The organism is Streptomyces sp. NBC_01241 (genome assembly GCF_041435435.1).
Lineage (GTDB): Bacteria > Actinomycetota > Actinomycetes > Streptomycetales > Streptomycetaceae > Streptomyces.
The window spans coordinates 1,476,891-1,492,604 of sequence record NZ_CP108494.1; the positions used below are offsets into that span (position 1 = coordinate 1,476,891).

Below are 15,714 nucleotides of genomic sequence, written 5' to 3' on the forward strand. Positions count from 1 at the left end.
CCGCCACTGAGGGAACGGCCGGGGACGGTCCACGGTGCCCGGCCGGCCGGGGCGGCCGTCCGGTGTACGGGTCCGTCAGTCGGTCAGCTCGTCCGCGAGGGCACGCAGAGCGAGGCGGTAGGAGCCGATGCCGAATCCCGCCACGGTCCCCGTGGCGACTGGTGCGACCACGGAGTTGTGGCGGAACTCCTCCCGTGCGTACGGGTTCGAGATGTGCACCTCGATCAGCGGGGCGGTGCGCTGGGCCGCCGCATCCCGCATTCCGTACGAATAGTGGGTGAAGGCCCCCGGGTTGAGAACGACCGGAATCGAACCGTCCGCGGCCTCGTGGAGCCAGCGGATCAACTCGCCCTCGTCGTTGGTCTCCCTGACGTCGACGGCGAAGCCGAGCTCCTTGCCGAGCGCCTGGCAGGTCTCGACGAGCCCGGCGTAGGACGTGGCGCCGTACACATCGGGTTCGCGGGAGCCGAGACGACCGAGGTTCGGCCCGTTCAGGACGAGGACCCGGCGGGTCACGCCGACACCTCCCCGTAGGCGGCGAGCAGCACGGCCGGATCGGGGCCCTCCAGCACGGTGGGCTTGCCGAGGCCGTCGAGGACGATGAAGCGCAGCAGGTCGCCGCGGGACTTCTTGTCGACCTTCATGTTCTCCAGCAGCTTGGGCCACTGGTCGCCGCGGTAGGTGAGCGGGAGTCCGACGGACTCCAGGACGGCGCGGTGCCGGTCGGCGGTGGCGTCGTCGAGGCGTCCGGCCAGCCGGCCCAGCTCGGCGGCGAAGACCATGCCGACCGAGACGGCCGCGCCGTGCCGCCACTTGTAGCGCTCGTTCTTCTCGATGGCGTGGGCCAGGGTGTGGCCGTAATTGAGGATCTCCCGCAGCCCGGATTCCTTCAGGTCGCTGGAGACGACCTCGGCCTTGACCCGGATGGCCCGCTCGATCAGCTCGGCGGTGTGCGGTCCGGTGGGCGTACGGGCACCCTCCGGGTCCTCCTCGATGAGGTCGAGGATCGCGGGGTCGGCGATGAAGCCGGCCTTGATGATCTCGGCCAGGCCGCTCACGTAGTCGTGCACCGGCAGCGAGTCCAGCGCGGCGAGGTCGCACAGGACCCCGGCGGGCGGGTGGAAGGCGCCGACGAGGTTCTTGCCCTCGGCGGTGTTGATGCCGGTCTTGCCGCCGACGGCCGCGTCGACCATGGCGAGCACGGTCGTGGGTACGGCGATCCAGCGCACGCCGCGCAGCCAGGTCGCGGCGACGAATCCGGCGACATCGGTGGTGGCTCCGCCGCCGACGCCGACGATGACATCGGTACGGGTGAAGCCGGTCTGCCCGAGCGCCTTCCAGCAGTAGGCCGCGACCTCGACGGTCTTGGCCTCCTCGGCGTTCGGCAGCTGGATCGCGATGGCCTCGTAGCCCTGCTCGGCGAGGTCCTGACGGACCGCCTCACCGGTCTCGGCGAGCGCCTCGGGGTGCAGGACGGCGACCCGCTTGGCACGGTCGCCGATGAGCGTGGGCAGCTCACCGAGGAGTTGTCGGCCGATCAGCACCTCGTACGGGTCGGTGCCCGCGCTGCCGGCGATCTGGATACGGGTGGGGCCCTGCTCGGTCATGCGTGTGTTCTCCCGGCCGGGGGTGACGGGGTCGTCCGTGCGCTCCGGCAGTTCCAGTGCGTCGAGGACCGCCTGGGCGACCTCTTCGGGGGTGCGCTCGTCGGTGGCGACGGTCACCCGGGCCACCTCGGTGTACAGGTGCCGGCGGGCGTCCATCAGCTCGCGCCACTGCCGGCGCGGGTTGACGGCGAGCAGGGGGCGGGCGGCGTTCAGGCCGACCCGCTTGACGGCCTCCTCCACGTCCATCGACAGGTAGACGACAGGGTGGTCGGCGAGCAGCACGCGGGTCGTCGCGTCGAGCACGGCGCCGCCGCCGAGGGAGAGGACGCCCGTGTGCTCGGCAACGGCGGTGTGCACGGCCTGTCGCTCCAGCTCGCGGAAGTGTTCCTCGCCCTCGTCGTAGAAGATCTCGGGGATCGGCTTGCCGGCCGCGGACACGACGTCCGCGTCGGTGTCCCGGTACGTGGTGCCGAGCCGGGCGGCGAGCAGTTCACCGACCGTGGACTTGCCGACGCCCATCGGCCCGACGAGGACGATCAGCGGGCCGCTCATCGGATCTGCAGGTGGTCGAGGTACGACTGCACGTTGCGACGGGTCTCCGCGACGCTGTCGCCGCCGAACTTCTCCGCGACGGCGTCGGCCAGGACCAGCGCGACCATCGCCTCGGCGACGATGCCCGCCGCCGGAACGGCACAGACATCGGAGCGCTGGTGATGGGCCTTGGCGGGCTCACCGGTGACGACGTCGACGGTGGCGAGCGCGCGCGGCACGGTCGCGATGGGCTTCATCGCAGCGCGGACCCGCAGCAGCTCACCGGTGGTCAGACCGCCCTCGGTGCCGCCGGAGCGGCCGGAGGCGCGCTTGATGCCGTCCTCGGTGACCAGGATCTCGTCGTGCGCCTTGGAGCCGGGGACCCGGGCCAGGTCGAAGCCGTCGCCGACCTCGACCCCCTTGATCGCCTGGATGCCCATCAGGGCCGCGGCGAGCCGGGCGTCGAGGCGGCGGTCCCAGTGGACGTGCGAGCCGAGGCCGACGGGCACTCCGTACGCCAGCACCTCGACCACGCCGCCGAGGGTGTCGCCGTCCTTGTGGGCCTGATCGATCTCGGCGACCATTTCCTTGCTCGCGTCGGCGTCCAGGCAGCGCACCGGGTCGGCATCCAGCCGCTCGACGTCGGCGGGCGTCGGGTAGACGCCGTAGGGCGCCCTGGCCGCGGCCAGTTCGACGACGTGGCTGACGATCTCGATGCCCGCGGTCTCCTTGAGGTACGACCGTGCGACGGCGCCGAGCGCCACCCGGGCCGCCGTCTCCCGGGCGCTGGCGCGCTCCAGGATCGGCCGTGCCTCGTCGAAGCCGTACTTCTGCATCCCGGCGAGGTCGGCGTGGCCGGGACGCGGGCGGGTCAACGGGGCGTTACGGGCCAGCGCGGCCAGTTCCTCGGGGTCGACCGGGTCGGCCGACATGACCTGCTCCCACTTGGGCCACTCGGTGTTGCCCACCATCACGGCGACCGGAGAGCCCATGGTGAGACCGTGGCGCACCCCGCCGAGGAAGGTGACCTCGTCCTTCTCGAACTTCATCCGCGCACCGCGGCCATAACCGAGCCGCCGCCGGGCGAGTGCGTCCGCCACCATCTCCGTGGTGATCGGGACGCCGGCGGGAAGACCCTCCAGCGTCGCCACGAGTGCGGGGCCGTGCGACTCCCCCGCGGTCAGCCAGCGCAACCTGCTCAACGGTGCTCCTCATGCTCGCGCCTGGAACTGCGACGGCGCGACCGGGTGCGCGGCCCTGGCCCGCCGCCTTCGATCCTCCCACGGCCGGGGGCGTGAACCGGTCGCCGGTCCAGCAGACGGACGCCTTCCGCCGCGGGCGCGAGGGGGTCAGCGGGCGGCGAGCGCCGCTTCCCCGGCCTGCCGCATGGCCACGAGCGGAGCGGGCGCGCGGCCGGTCATCTGCTCGACCTGGAGGACGGCCTGGTGCACCAAAAGGTCGAGACCTCCGACGACTGTGCCGTTACGAGCCGCCCAGGCGGCCGCGAGTCCGGTCGGCCAGGGCTCGTAGAGCACATCGAAGAGCGTGCCCGGCCGGTCCGGCACGGCGCCGGTCAGCACGTCCGTGGCACCGGCCGGAGTGGTGGCGACGACCAGCGGGGCGTGCAGCGCCTGCTCGGCCTCCGCCCAGTCGGAGATCCGCACGTCGACGCCGAGTCGTTCGCCCCAGCCGCGCATCTCCCGGCCCCGTTCCCGGCTGCGGACGTACGCCGTGACCGGTCCCGTACAGATCTCGGACAGCGCGGCGAGCGCCGAGGAAGCAGTCGCCCCGGCACCGAGGACGGCCGCGGAGTCGGTCTTCTCCACACCGCGTTCGCGCAGCGCGGCGATCATTCCGGGGATGTCGGTGTTGTCGCCGGTCCGGCGGCCGTCCTCCGTGAAGACGACCGTGTTGACGGCTTCCACCGACGATGCCGTCCCGCTGATGGAGTCCAGCAGCGGGATGATCGCACGCTTGAGCGGCATGGTCAGCGAGAGCCCGGCCCAGGTGGAGTCGAGCCCCTCGACGAATCCGGGGAGCGCGGCCTCATCGATCTCGAAGCGGTCGTACGACCATCCGGCGAGGCCGAGTTCGGCGTATGCGGCCCGGTGCAGGACGGGGGAGAGCGAGTGGGCGATGGGCGAGCCAAGAACGGCCGCCCGTCGGATGGTGCTCACTGGCCCGACTTCTCCTGTTCGTATTTCCTGCGATTCCGCTCGTGCTCTGCGTTGGTCACCGAGAACACCGTCTTGTCCTCAGTCACCGACACGAAGTAATACCAGGGGCCGGGAGTGGGCTTGATCGCCGACTGCAGCGCGGCATCACCGGGGTTGTTGATCGGGCCCGGCGGCAAACCGTGGATGTAATACGTGTTGTACGGGTTCTTGAACTTCCGTAGGTCCGACACTGCGCCTATATCGAGTGTGCTCTGCTTCTTCGCGTAATTGACGGTGGAGTCGAAGTCGAGCAGGCCATTGGTCTCGGTGTTGTTGGGCTTGAGCCGGTTGTAGATGACGCGCGAGACCTTGTCGAAGTCGTGCTTGTACTTGCCCTCGGCCTGGACGAGGCTGGCGACCGTGATCAACTGCCAAGGGCTCTTGAGACCCAGCTTCTCGGCGTTGCCATCCAGGTCGACCTTGTCGTACTCCTCGTTGGCACGGGAGACCATCTTCTTCAGGACGGCCTCCGGCTTCATGCCCTTGGTGACCGGGTAGGCCGCCGGGTAGAGGAACCCTTCCAGAGGATCGAGGGTGTCCGGGTGATCGTTGGCCCAGTCCGGCAGACCCAGGCTGCCCGACTGTTTCTTGGCGACCCCGCTGGTCGTCCCGCTCTTGACACCCAGCCTCTTGTCGATCGAGGCGTAGACGACGCGGTTGGGTGTGCCCTCGGGAATGATCAGAAGATTCTGGCTCTTCGGGTCGAGCATCATCTTCAGGGCCTCGGCCGCGGACATCTTCTCGTGAAGCAGATAGACGCCTGCCTGGATGGACTTGCCCTTGGGGTTGTCGTTCTGCGCGGAGACGAACGCGTCGACGCTCTTGACGACACCCTTCTGTTTCAGGATGTTGCCGATGTCGTAGCCCAAGGCGCCCTTCTCGACCTCGACCTCGACATCGCCGGTGCCCGTTCCGGTGTAGTCGGGCGCCGCGCCGAATTTGTCCTGCCAGTACGAGTATCCGAGGTAGCCCACTCCCCCGAGGCCGCTGACCAGGACCACCGAGACGACCAGGCAGGCGCAGCCGCTGCGGCTCTTCTTCTTGCCCTTGCCCCGGCGTTCGTTGCCGCCGCGATCGCCGCGGCGTGACTCACGCGGATCGTCGTCGTACTCGTCGTCCTTGTCGCCCCCGTCGTCCGCGCCCGTGAAGAAGGGGTGGGTCTCCTCCGGCTGGACCTCCGGGTCCCAGTCGGGACTCTGCGCGGGGGGCTGCTCGGGGACGGCCTGCCGACGGCCCGGGGGCTGCGGCGGCGGGTAGGCCTCCGGCGTGCCGTAGTAGTCGTGCGTCTCGCCGTAACCGTCCTGCCGGCCGCCGTACTGGTCGGCCGACTGGGGGTCGTAAGGCATCCCGGCGGACTGCTGCCCGGTGTCCCAGCCACCGTTGTTGTACTGGGGCTGCTGGGGTTGCTGGGGCTGTTGGGGCTGCTGCTGCGCGTACGGGTCCTGCGGGACTCCGTACGCGGGCTGCTGCTGCGCGTACGGATCCTGCTGTGCGTACGGATCCTGCTGTGCGTACGGGTCCTGCTGCTGCTGCTGCGGCTGCTGCTGCGGCTGCTGCTGCGCGTACGGGTCCTGCGGCTGCTGCTGCGCGTACGGGTCCTGCGGCTGCTGCTGCGCGTACGGGTCCTGCGGCTGCTGCTGCGCGTACGGGTCCTGCGGCTGCTGCTGCGCGTACGGGTCCTGCGGCTGCTGCTGCGCGTAAGGGTCCTGCGGCTGCTGCTGCGCGTAAGGGTCCTGCGGGTAGGGCTGCTGCTGGCCGCCGTACTGGTTCTGGCCGTGGACAGGCTGCTGTCCTCCCCATCCCTGGTCCCCGTACAAGGGGTCCTCGGGATGCCACGGTTCGGAGCCGGGGCCCCGGCCATACTCAGTCATCGATCCCCTAGAGCCGCGAGACGACATTCCGTCTCTTTGCTGTGCGGTATTTGTTCGAACACCGCCGCATCGCGCGGAACGTTACCGTATCGCGATCAGACAACCACTTCGACGCCTTCGCCCGGGGGTTTACCGGAGGACCGTTCGGACTCCAGAGCGTTTTGGAGGATCACCACAGCGGCAGCCTGATCGATGACGGAACGGCCTTTCTTGGACTTCACGCCCGAGGCGCGCAGTCCTTGACTGGCCGTCACTGTGGTCATCCTCTCGTCCACCAGTCGCACCGGAATGGGTGCGACCGAGCGGGCGACCTCCTGGGCGAAGCCGCGGACCTTGGCGGCGGCGGGGCCTTCACCGCCGCCGAGGGACCGCGGCAGGCCGATGATGATCTCGATCGGCTCGTATTCCTGGACGATCTGTCCGAGCCGCCGGTGGGCCGCCGGGACATCGCGCCCCGGAACGGTCTCCACCGGCGTCGCGAGGATTCCGTCGGGGTCGCACGAGGCGACCCCGATCCGGGCGTCCCCGACATCGATCGCGAGCCGACGGCCGCGGCGCATCTGCGTCATCCCCGTCGTCACGCCGTCTCGGTGACGAGGCGTTCGACAGCGGCCACGGCGGCGCCGATGGCCTCGGGGTTCTGGCCGCCGCCCTGGGCGACGTCCGGCTTGCCGCCGCCACCGCCACCGAGCGTCTTGGCAGCCGTACGGACCAGGTCGCCGGCCTTGAGTCCGCGCTCGCGGGCGGCCTCGTTGGTGGCGATCACGGTCAGCGGGCGGCCGTTGGCGGTGGCGAACAGGGCCACGACAGCCGGGCGGCCACCCTGGATGCGACCACGGACGTCGAGGACGAGCCTGCGCAGGTCGTCGGCCGAGGTGCCGTCGGGCACCTGACCGGTGACGAGGGCGACACCCCGTACGTCCCTGGCGGAGTCGGCCAGTCCGGCGGCGGCCTGGAGGACCTTCTCCGCGCGGAACTTCTCGATCTCCTTCTCGGCGTCCTTCAGCTTGCCGAGCATTCCGGCGATCTTCTCCGGGAGCTCCTCGGAACGGCCCTTGACGAGCTCCTGGAGCTGGGCGACGACCGTGTGCTCCCTGGCGAGGAAGTTGTACGCGTCGACACCGACGAGGGCCTCGATGCGGCGCACACCGGAGCCGATCGACGACTCGCCGAGCAGCTTCACCAGGCCCAGCTGGGCGGTGTTGTGGACGTGCGTACCACCGCAGAGCTCCTTGGAGAAGTCGCCGATGGTGACGACCCGGACCCGCTCGCCGTACTTCTCGCCGAACTCGGCGATGGCACCCTGCTTCTTGGCCTCGTCGATCGACATGACCTCGGCCTGGACGTCGAGTTCGCGGGCGAGGACCTCGTTGATCTTCTGCTCGACATCGGTGAGGACCGTGCCGGGTACGGCGGCGGGCGAACCGAAGTCGAAACGGAAGCGGCCCGGCGAGTTCTCCGAACCGGCCTGGGCGGCCGTCGGGCCCAGTGCGTCGCGCAGCGCCTGGTGCGTGAGGTGCGTGGCGCTGTGGGCGCGGGCGATGGCGCGGCGACGGGTGGTGTCGATGGCGGCGTGGACACAGGCGCCGACGGTTACCTCGCCGACCTGCACCGAACCCTTGTGGACGGAGACGCCCGGGACGGGCTGCTGGACGTCGCGGACCTGGATGACGGCGCCGCTGTCGAGCCGGATCCGGCCCTGGTCGGCGAGCTGGCCGCCGCCCTCGGCGTAGAACGGGGTGCGGTCCAGGACGACTTCGACCTCGTCGCCCTCGGTGGCGGCGGGCGAGGGCACGCCGTCGACAAGCAGACCGACGATCCTCGACTCGCCCTCGGTGGCGGTGTAGCCGGTGAACTCGGTGATGCCGGAGTTGTCGGCGACCTCGCGGTAGGCGGACAGGTCGGCGTGGCCCGTCTTCTTGGCCTTGGCGTCGGCCTTGGCGCGCTCCCGCTGTTCCTTCATCAGGCGACGGAAGCCGTCCTCGTCCACGGCGAGGCCCTGTTCGGCAGCCATCTCCAGGGTGAGGTCGATCGGGAAGCCCCAGGTGTCGTGGAGCAGGAACGCCTTGTCGCCGGCGAGCACCTTGCCGCCGGCGGCCTTGGTCTCGGTGACGGCGGTGTCGAGGATGTTGGTGCCGCCCTTGAGCGCCTTGAGGAAGGCGGCCTCTTCGGCGAGGGCGACGGTCTCGATGCGCTTGCGGTCGGTGATCAGCTCCGGGTACTGCTGCCCCATCGTGTCGATCACGACGTCGACCAGGTCCTTGACGACGGGTCCGGTGGCTCCCATCAGACGCATGTTGCGGATGGCACGGCGCATGATGCGGCGCAGCACATAGCCGCGGCCCTCGTTGCCGGGGGTGACGCCGTCGCCGATGAGCATCGCGGAGGTACGGATGTGGTCGGCGACCACGCGGAGCGAGACGTCCGAACCGTGGTCGGCGCCGTACTGGACACCGGTCAGCTCGGTGGCCTTGTCCATGACGACACGCAGGGTGTCGGTCTCGTACATGTTCTGTACGCCCTGCAGGATCATGGCGAGGCGTTCCAGGCCCAGACCCGTGTCGATGTTCTTCGACGGCAGGTCACCGAGGATCGGGAAGTCCTCCTTGCCGTCACCGGCGCCCCGCTCGTACTGCATGAAGACCAGGTTCCAGATCTCCACGTAACGCTCGTCGTTGACGGCCGGGCCGCCCTCGACACCGAACTCGGGGCCGCGGTCGTAGTTGATCTCGGAGCAGGGGCCACAGGGGCCGGGGACGCCCATGGACCAGAAGTTGTCCTTCTTGCCCAGACGCTGGATGCGCTCGGCCGGTACGCCGATCTTGTCGCGCCAGATCTGCTCGGCCTCGTCGTCGTCCAGATAGACCGTGATCCACAGCCGCTCGGGGTCGAGACCGAAGCCGCCGTCCGCCACAGGGCTCGTCAGAGCCTCCCAGGCGTAGCTGATGGCGCCTTCCTTGAAGTAGTCACCGAAGGAGAAGTTGCCGCACATCTGGAAGAACGTGCCGTGCCGGGTGGTCTTGCCGACCTCCTCGATGTCCGGCGTACGGACACACTTCTGCACGCTGGTGACGCGCGGGGCGGGCGGCTTGACCTCGCCGAGGAAGTACGGCTTGAAGGGGACCATGCCCGCGGGGACCAGCAGCAGAGTCGGGTCGTCCGCGATGAGCGACGCCGAAGGGACGACGGTGTGACCGCGCTCCTCGAAGAAGCTCAGCCAGCGGCGACGAATTTCAGCCGACTCCATCAGTGGTCCTCATTCCGGTTGTACGAGTTGTAGGGGAGCGTGCGGTAGTGGGTGCCTTCGAGCGGCCGGTCCGGTCCGACGGTCTCGGCCGCCTCGACGGCGAAGTGGCGCCGTACGGGGAGCTCGGGGTCGACCGGTGCCTCCAGGCCCAGCGCCTCGCCCAGTTCGGCCTCGCGCCGGGCCATGGACTCACGGACGTCGAGAGCGAAGTCCTTGAGCTTGTGACCGGTCTCGATCGCCTTGTCGGCGGCCTGCGCCGCGAGGCTCTCGGGGGTCAGCTGCTTGAGCTTGCGGTTGACCTTGGTGGTGGCCCAGACCCCGGCGGCGGCGCCGGCGGTGAACCAGAACGTACGGCGGAACATCGCTGCGTCAGTCCTTCGATCCGCGGGAGTTTCTGCCGCCGCGCTTCCTGCCGCGTGCGGACGGCACGGTACGGCCGACAAGCACCGTACGACGGGACGGCCGGCGCGCAGGTTCCGGTTCTGGACTGGTCTTGCGGCCGATGGCCTGGCGCACCCCGTAACCGAACGCGGCGACCTTGACGAGCGGGCCGCCGAAGGTCGAGGCGACGGTGGTGGAGAGCGCCGAGGCGTTCGAGGTGACTTCCTGGACGTCCGTGGCGATGGCGTCGACCTTGTCGAGCTGGGTCTGCGCGGAGCGCACGGTGGCGGAGGCGTCGGCAAGCAGCGGGACCGCCTGCTCGGTCACGTCCGCCACGAGCTTGGTGGTCGCCCTGAGCGTCTGGGCCAGCCTCACCAGTACGACGGCGAGGAACGAAACCAGGATCGCCCAGAAGACGGCTACCAGAATCCCGGCCACCTCTCCACCGGACACAGTGCACCGCTCTCTAGCTTGTAGCTGTTTTTGTACTGTCTCTGTCTGTCTCTGCTCGGTCCGCCGACCGCTGCCGCGGCAGCCAGTCGTCGTCACCCGAGCCTATCGCGCCGGTGGTCGCGCCCCGTACCGCATTACCGGCGGCAGGGGCCGTAGTTGGCACGAGGAGATTGTACGGAGAGCTTTGGGGTCAGTACTCTGCGTGTTTCATGCGACGCCCCCAGCACCCCTTTCCGTCCCCCCACGATCCGGGTTGTTCCGGAGCCGTCCCCGGCAATCTGCCCGCGGAGCTGAACAGATTCGTCGGGCGGGAGGATGAACTGGCCGGTCTCGGCCAACTGCTGAACGAGTCGAGGCTCGTCACCCTGGTCGGGGTGGGCGGAGTGGGCAAGACCCGCTGCGCCACCAGGATCGCGGCGCTCACGGAGAAACGGTACTGCGACGGTGTCCGCATGGTGGAGCTGTCCGCCATCCACGACGCCGGGCTGCTGGAACACGCGTTGATCGACGCCCTCGGACTCACCGATCACACCAGCAGACCGCCGCGCACGACACTCCTCGAACACCTTGCCGGACGCCAACTCCTCCTGGTGATCGACGGTTTCGAGCATCTCGTCGACGCCTGCGCCGAACTCGTACGTGAACTGCTGCGCCGGGCCCCGCGACTACGGGTGCTGGCCGCCGGGCGGCTGCCCCTGGAGCTGGACGGCGAGCTCACCTTCCCGCTCACGCCGATGACGGACGAGGACGCGATGCTGCTCTTCGCGGAGCGGGCCGCCGCGGTGCGGCCGGAGTTCCGGCTGACCGACGGTAATCGCGCGGCGGCGCGGGAGCTGTGCCGTCGGCTGGACGGGATCCCACTCGCGCTGGAACTGGCCGCAGGCCGGCTGCGCGCCCTCTCCACCGAGCAGGTGCTGCAGCGCCTGGACGACCGCTTCCGCCTGCTGACCGGCACCAGCCGCAGCGCCCTGGCGCGTCACCAGACGCTCCGTACGGCCATCGGCTGGAGCCATGAACTCTGCGCTCCGGAGCAGCGACTGCTCTGGGCGCGGCTCTCGGTGTTCGCCGGGCAGTTCGATCTGGAGGCCGTCGAGTACATCTGCAGCGGCGCCGATCTGCCGGCCGATTCGGTGCTCGACGTGCTCACCGGACTGCTCACGCAGTCCGTCGTCGTACGGGAGGACTCGGCGTCCGGCACCCGCTACCGGATGCTGGACACGGTGCGGGAGTACGGCGCCGAGTGGCTGGCGGCCACCGGTGACACGGACCGGCTGCGACGTCGCCACCGGGACTGGTTCCTGGGTCTTGCCACCTGGTGCGAGCTCGACTGGTTCAGCCCGCGGCAGGGCGAGGTGGCCGCGCGGGTGGAGAGCGAGCTGCCGAATCTGCGGCGGGCGATGGAGTATTCGCTGGAGAGCCCGGGCGAAACGCATCTCGCGCAGTATCTGGCGGGCACCCTCTGGTTCCTCTGGGTGGGCTGCGGACGCCTCTCGGAGGGCCGGCACTGGCTGGACCATGTGCTGGCGGAGGAGGCGCCGTACGACTCCTCGCGGCTCAAGGCGTTGTGGGTGCTCGGGCATGTGGCCGCCCTGCAGGGCGACCCGGTCGGCGCGATCGCCGCGTTGCAGGAGTGCCGGGACGAGGCGGACCGGGCCGGGGACGCCACGGCGCTCGCGTACGCGGTGCACCGGACGGGGTGTCTGGCGCTGGTCACGGACGACGTGGTCAGGGCGCAGGAGCTGCTGGCCGAGGCGCTCGGCCGCTACCGGGAGATCGGCGAGCTGAACAGCAATGTGCTGATGGCCCGGATCGAGCTGGCGATGGCGATCGGGTTCCACGGCGATCTGGACGGCGCGGCCACGATCTGTGAGGAGGTCAGGGAGGTCTGCGAGGACCACGGGGAGCAGTGGGCCCTCTCGTACGCGCTGTACGTACTGGCCTACGCGGCGCTGCAACGGGGCCGGCCCGACCGGGCCCGGGACCTGCTCGGGGAGTCCCTCGCGATCGGCCACGCCTTCCACGATCTGCTCGGCTCGGTGCTCGCCCTGGAGCTGCTGGCCCTGGCCACGGCGGTCGAGGGGGACGCGGCGGAGGCGGCGGTGCTGCAGGGGGCCGCCGACCGGATCTGGCCGTCGGTGGGACTGCCGCTGTTCGGTTCGGCGTACTACGGGCAGCCCCGGGCCCGGTGCGAGGAGCTGGCCCGCCGGGAGCTGGGCGACGGTCCCTACGAATCGGGGCTGCGTGCGGGCGGGCGGCTCGATCTGGACGCGGCGGTGGCCAGGGCGCTGGCGAGCGGGCCCGCGGACCGGCCGCGGACGCCGTCGCGTTCTCCCGGGCCGCCGACGGGTTCCGGGAGAACACGACGGCCCGCCGCCTCCCGTACGACAGGGAGGGGCGGGCCGGAGCGCTGGTGAGAGCGGCTACGCCTGGATCAGCGGGCGTAGTACTCGACGACGAGCTGCTCGTCGCAGATCACGGGGATTTCCTTGCGGTTCGGGTCCCGGTCAAGGCGGAAGGCCAGGGCCTTCAGGTTCACCTGCAGGTAGCGCGGGGTCTCGCCGGCGGGGGCGTAACCACCCTCGCGGGCAACCTGGAAGGGGTGCTTGTCGCGGCTGCGCTCGCGGACCATCACGATGTTGTCGGGACGGACACGGAAGGACGGCTTGTCGACCTTGCGGCCGTCGACCTCGATGTGACCGTGCACGACCATCTGGCGGGCCTGGTAGATGGTGCGGGCGATGCCCGAACGCAGAACCAGGGCGTCGAGACGACGCTCGAGCTCGACGACCAGCGCCTCGCCCGTCTTGCCCTCGGCCTTCTTGGCACGGTCGTAGGCACGCGCCATCTGGCGCTCGCTGATGTCGTACTGGGCACGCAGGCGCTGCTTCTCCAGCAGACGGACCTTGTAGTCCGAGTTCTGCTTGCGACCACGGCCGTGCTCGCCCGGCGGGTAGGGGCGGGCCTCGAAGTACTTGACGGCCTTCGGCGTCAGCGCAATGCCGAGCGCGCGGCTCTTCTTGACCTTGGGACGCGACTGGTTAGGCACGTTCTCCAGACCTCCGTTGTAGGTTAGGTTAGGCTCACCTTACTTGAGGAGATCGCATGTCTCGCCCGGGGAACACCACACACATCACGGACAGCACTGACAGCGTCGACACCCCACAAGGTGTCGATACGACGGAGGACCGATCAGATCGTGGTCAGCCGCGTCCCGGCGGGCTTGAAAACACTCGGATGCCGTCAGCAGCCGAGCGCACACGAACTCTCGTACATAGTACCTGTTCAGCGGTGCTGCTCGTCCCCGGGCCGTACGGGGCCGACCCGGGTCAGCCGATGGTGTCGACCAGGAGCGTGGGCCCCGACGGGGATCTGTTCCTCGAACTCCCCGTGGATTCCCCGGCCGTACGGGCCGCGACGCACGCCGAGGGCGACGGGCCGAGCGCTGTGCTGGAGATCACGGACGTCGCCCCGGTCTCCTTGCCCCACCGCATCCGCGGACGCGCCCGGCTCTCCGGCCGGCTCACCGCTGTACCCGGGGTGCCGGGGCCCGGCCGGATGACGCTCCGGCTGGCGACGGGCGAGGCGTACGTCGACGATCTGTGGGGCGCCGAGGCGGTCGGGCCGGAGGAATTCCGGGACGCGGCGCCCGACCCGCTCGTCGGACACGAGGCGGAGCTGCTGCAGCATCTGCACGCGGCGCACGGCGAACAACTGGGTGCGTTGTGCGGACTGCTGGGCGAGCGGTCGGCCCGCCGCTGCGCGACCCACCGGCCCTCCGTCGTACCGCTCGCGCTGGACCGGTACGGGCTGCGGGTGCGCGTCTGCGAGGACCGGCGGCGGTGCTTCGACGCACGCTTCGAATTCCCCGAGCCGGTGCGCGACATCAGCGAACTGCGCCACGCCATGCACAGGCTCTTCGAGGCAGCGGCGAACTGAACGCAGGAGCCGCTTCCCGCCTGCCCTCCGGCCTCGCCCGGCCTGAAGTCCCGCACGCCCCGCTCAGGCGGTGGACGGGCTCGCGTCGCCGTCGGCGCCCGAGCGGCCGAGGCGTTCGCGGACCCGCTCCGCCACATCCGCGTAACGCGCCTCCGCGCCGTAACGCGTGGGCTGGTAGTAGTGCTTGTCACGGACGGCGTCCGGGGCGTACTGCTGGGCGGCGATGCCGCCGGGGACGTCGTGCGGATACACATAGCCCTGGGCGTGACCCAGCTTGGCCGCGCCCTTGTAGTGGCCGTCGCGCAGATGGGCCGGAACGGGGCCCGCGAGGCCCTTCCGTACGTCCTCCTGGGCGGCGAAGATCGCCAGCGTCGCCGCATTGGACTTGGGGGCGAGGGCCAGGGCGATCGTGGCATGGCTCAGGGTGAGCGCCGCCTCCGGGAATCCGATCATGGCGACCGCCTGGGCGGCCGCGACGGCGATGGGCAGTGCCGTGGGGTCGGCGAGACCGATGTCCTCGCTGGCCGAGATCATCAGCCGTCGGGCGATGAACCGGGGGTCCTCCCCCGCCTCGATCATCCGGGCAAGGTAATGCAGCGCGGCATCGACGTCGGAACCGCGGATCGACTTGATGAGCGCGCTCGCCACGTCGTAGTGCTGGTCGCCGTCCCGGTCGTACTTGACGGCCGCGCGGTCGACCGTTTCCTCCAGGGTCAGGAGGGTGATCTCCTTCTCCTGCTTGGACAGCGCCGCTCCGGCCGCCGCCTCCAGCGCCGTCAGCGCCCGACGGGCGTCGCCGCCCGCGATACGCAGCAGATGCGCCTCGGCATCCCCCGGCAGCGCCACCGCGCCGCCCAGTCCGCGCTCGTCCGAAAGGGCCCGCCGCAGCAGGCCGCGCAGATCGTCGTCGGTGAGCGATTCCAGGGTGAGCAGGAGCGAGCGCGACAGCAGCGGCGAAATGATCGAGAAATACGGATTCTCGGTGGTCGCGGCGATCAGGGTCACCCAGCGGTTCTCCACGGCCGGAAGCAGGGAGTCCTGCTGTGCCTTGGAGAAGCGGTGGATCTCGTCGAGGAAGAGGACGGTCTCCTTGCCGTAGCCGCCGGTGGCGCGGCGGGCGCCCTCGATGACGGCCCGTACTTCCTTGACGCCCGCGGTGATCGCGGAGAGCTCGACGAAGCGCTTGTTGGTGGCCTTGCTGACCACGTACGCGAGAGTCGTCTTCCCGATGCCGGGCGGGCCCCAGAGAATCACCGAAGAGGGCCCTGCGGGCCCGCCGTTCCCCTCGCCGACGAGGCGGCGCAGCGGCGAGCCCGGCTTGAGCAGATGCTGCTGTCCGACGACCTCGTCGAGGGTGCGGGGGCGCATCCGGACAGCCAGGGGGCTGCTGGACGGGTCCTTCTCCTGGCGGTCTTCGGCGGCTGCGGTAAAAAGGTCGGGCTCCACGTTTTGAAGCCTATGTCACGGCACCG

At 70.0% G+C, this 15,714-nt stretch carries 13 protein-coding genes; 2 read left to right on the forward strand and 11 right to left on the reverse strand.

The window, feature by feature from the left end:
* Positions 1–75: 75 nt before the first annotated feature.
* The 9 genes from aroQ to OG306_RS06200 form a co-directional block, all read right to left on the reverse strand.
* Positions 76–516, reverse strand: coding sequence for a type II 3-dehydroquinate dehydratase (aroQ, locus tag OG306_RS06160; RefSeq protein ID WP_266745098.1), 441 nt, complete (start codon positions 514–516; stop codon positions 76–78).
* Positions 513–2,159 (reverse strand): 3-dehydroquinate synthase, encoded by a 1,647-nt coding sequence (gene aroB / locus OG306_RS06165; RefSeq protein ID WP_266745099.1) that lies wholly within the window; start codon positions 2,157–2,159, stop codon positions 513–515. Before aroB ends, aroQ begins: the two co-directional genes overlap by 4 nt.
* Entirely contained in the window at positions 2,156–3,340 is a 1,185-nt protein-coding gene (aroC, locus tag OG306_RS06170; RefSeq protein ID WP_266745100.1) for a chorismate synthase, read from the reverse strand. The genes aroB and aroC overlap by 4 nt, the downstream gene beginning before the upstream one ends.
* Positions 3,341–3,487: 147 nt before the next feature.
* Positions 3,488–4,315 carry a shikimate dehydrogenase gene (locus OG306_RS06175; protein ID WP_266745101.1) on the reverse strand — a complete coding sequence of 276 codons (828 nt, stop codon included), beginning with the start codon at positions 4,313–4,315 and terminating at the stop codon, positions 3,488–3,490.
* Positions 4,312–6,225 carry an endolytic transglycosylase MltG gene (gene mltG / locus OG306_RS06180; protein WP_371665180.1) on the reverse strand — a complete coding sequence of 638 codons (1,914 nt, stop codon included), beginning with the start codon at positions 6,223–6,225 and terminating at the stop codon, positions 4,312–4,314. The genes OG306_RS06175 and mltG overlap by 4 nt, the downstream gene beginning before the upstream one ends.
* Before the next feature lie 95 nt (positions 6,226–6,320).
* Complete coding sequence (ruvX, locus tag OG306_RS06185) at positions 6,321–6,806, reverse strand: Holliday junction resolvase RuvX (RefSeq protein ID WP_266745103.1); 486 nt, start codon at positions 6,804–6,806, stop codon at positions 6,321–6,323.
* Complete coding sequence (gene alaS / locus OG306_RS06190) at positions 6,803–9,472, reverse strand: alanine--tRNA ligase (protein ID WP_266745104.1); 2,670 nt, start codon at positions 9,470–9,472, stop codon at positions 6,803–6,805. The genes ruvX and alaS overlap by 4 nt, the downstream gene beginning before the upstream one ends.
* On the reverse strand, positions 9,472–9,834 hold the full coding sequence (locus OG306_RS06195; protein WP_327259438.1) for a DUF6167 family protein: 363 nt from the start codon (positions 9,832–9,834) through the stop codon (positions 9,472–9,474). Before OG306_RS06195 ends, alaS begins: the two co-directional genes overlap by 1 nt.
* 7 nt (positions 9,835–9,841) lie before the next feature.
* Positions 9,842–10,291, reverse strand: coding sequence for a DUF948 domain-containing protein (locus OG306_RS06200; RefSeq protein ID WP_371665181.1), 450 nt, complete (start codon positions 10,289–10,291; stop codon positions 9,842–9,844).
* 224 nt (positions 10,292–10,515) lie between these two features.
* Between OG306_RS06200 and OG306_RS06205 the strand changes: the two genes are divergently transcribed.
* Entirely contained in the window at positions 10,516–12,720 is a 2,205-nt protein-coding gene (locus OG306_RS06205; RefSeq protein WP_266907173.1) for an ATP-binding protein, read from the forward strand.
* Between the two features lie 17 nt (positions 12,721–12,737).
* Here OG306_RS06205 and rpsD read toward each other — a convergent pair whose 3' ends face one another.
* Positions 12,738–13,352 carry a 30S ribosomal protein S4 gene (gene rpsD / locus OG306_RS06210; protein WP_266745108.1) on the reverse strand — a complete coding sequence of 205 codons (615 nt, stop codon included), beginning with the start codon at positions 13,350–13,352 and terminating at the stop codon, positions 12,738–12,740.
* Positions 13,353–13,540: 188 nt separating this feature from the next.
* Here rpsD and OG306_RS06215 point away from each other — a divergent pair, with 188 nt between their 5' ends.
* A complete protein-coding gene (locus OG306_RS06215) occupies positions 13,541–14,242 on the forward strand; it encodes a DUF2470 domain-containing protein (protein ID WP_327259437.1) in 702 nt (233 codons plus the stop codon).
* Between the two features lie 63 nt (positions 14,243–14,305).
* Here OG306_RS06215 and OG306_RS06220 read toward each other — a convergent pair whose 3' ends face one another.
* Entirely contained in the window at positions 14,306–15,688 is a 1,383-nt protein-coding gene (locus OG306_RS06220; RefSeq protein WP_266745109.1) for a replication-associated recombination protein A, read from the reverse strand.
* Between the last annotated feature and the right edge of the window lie 26 nt (positions 15,689–15,714).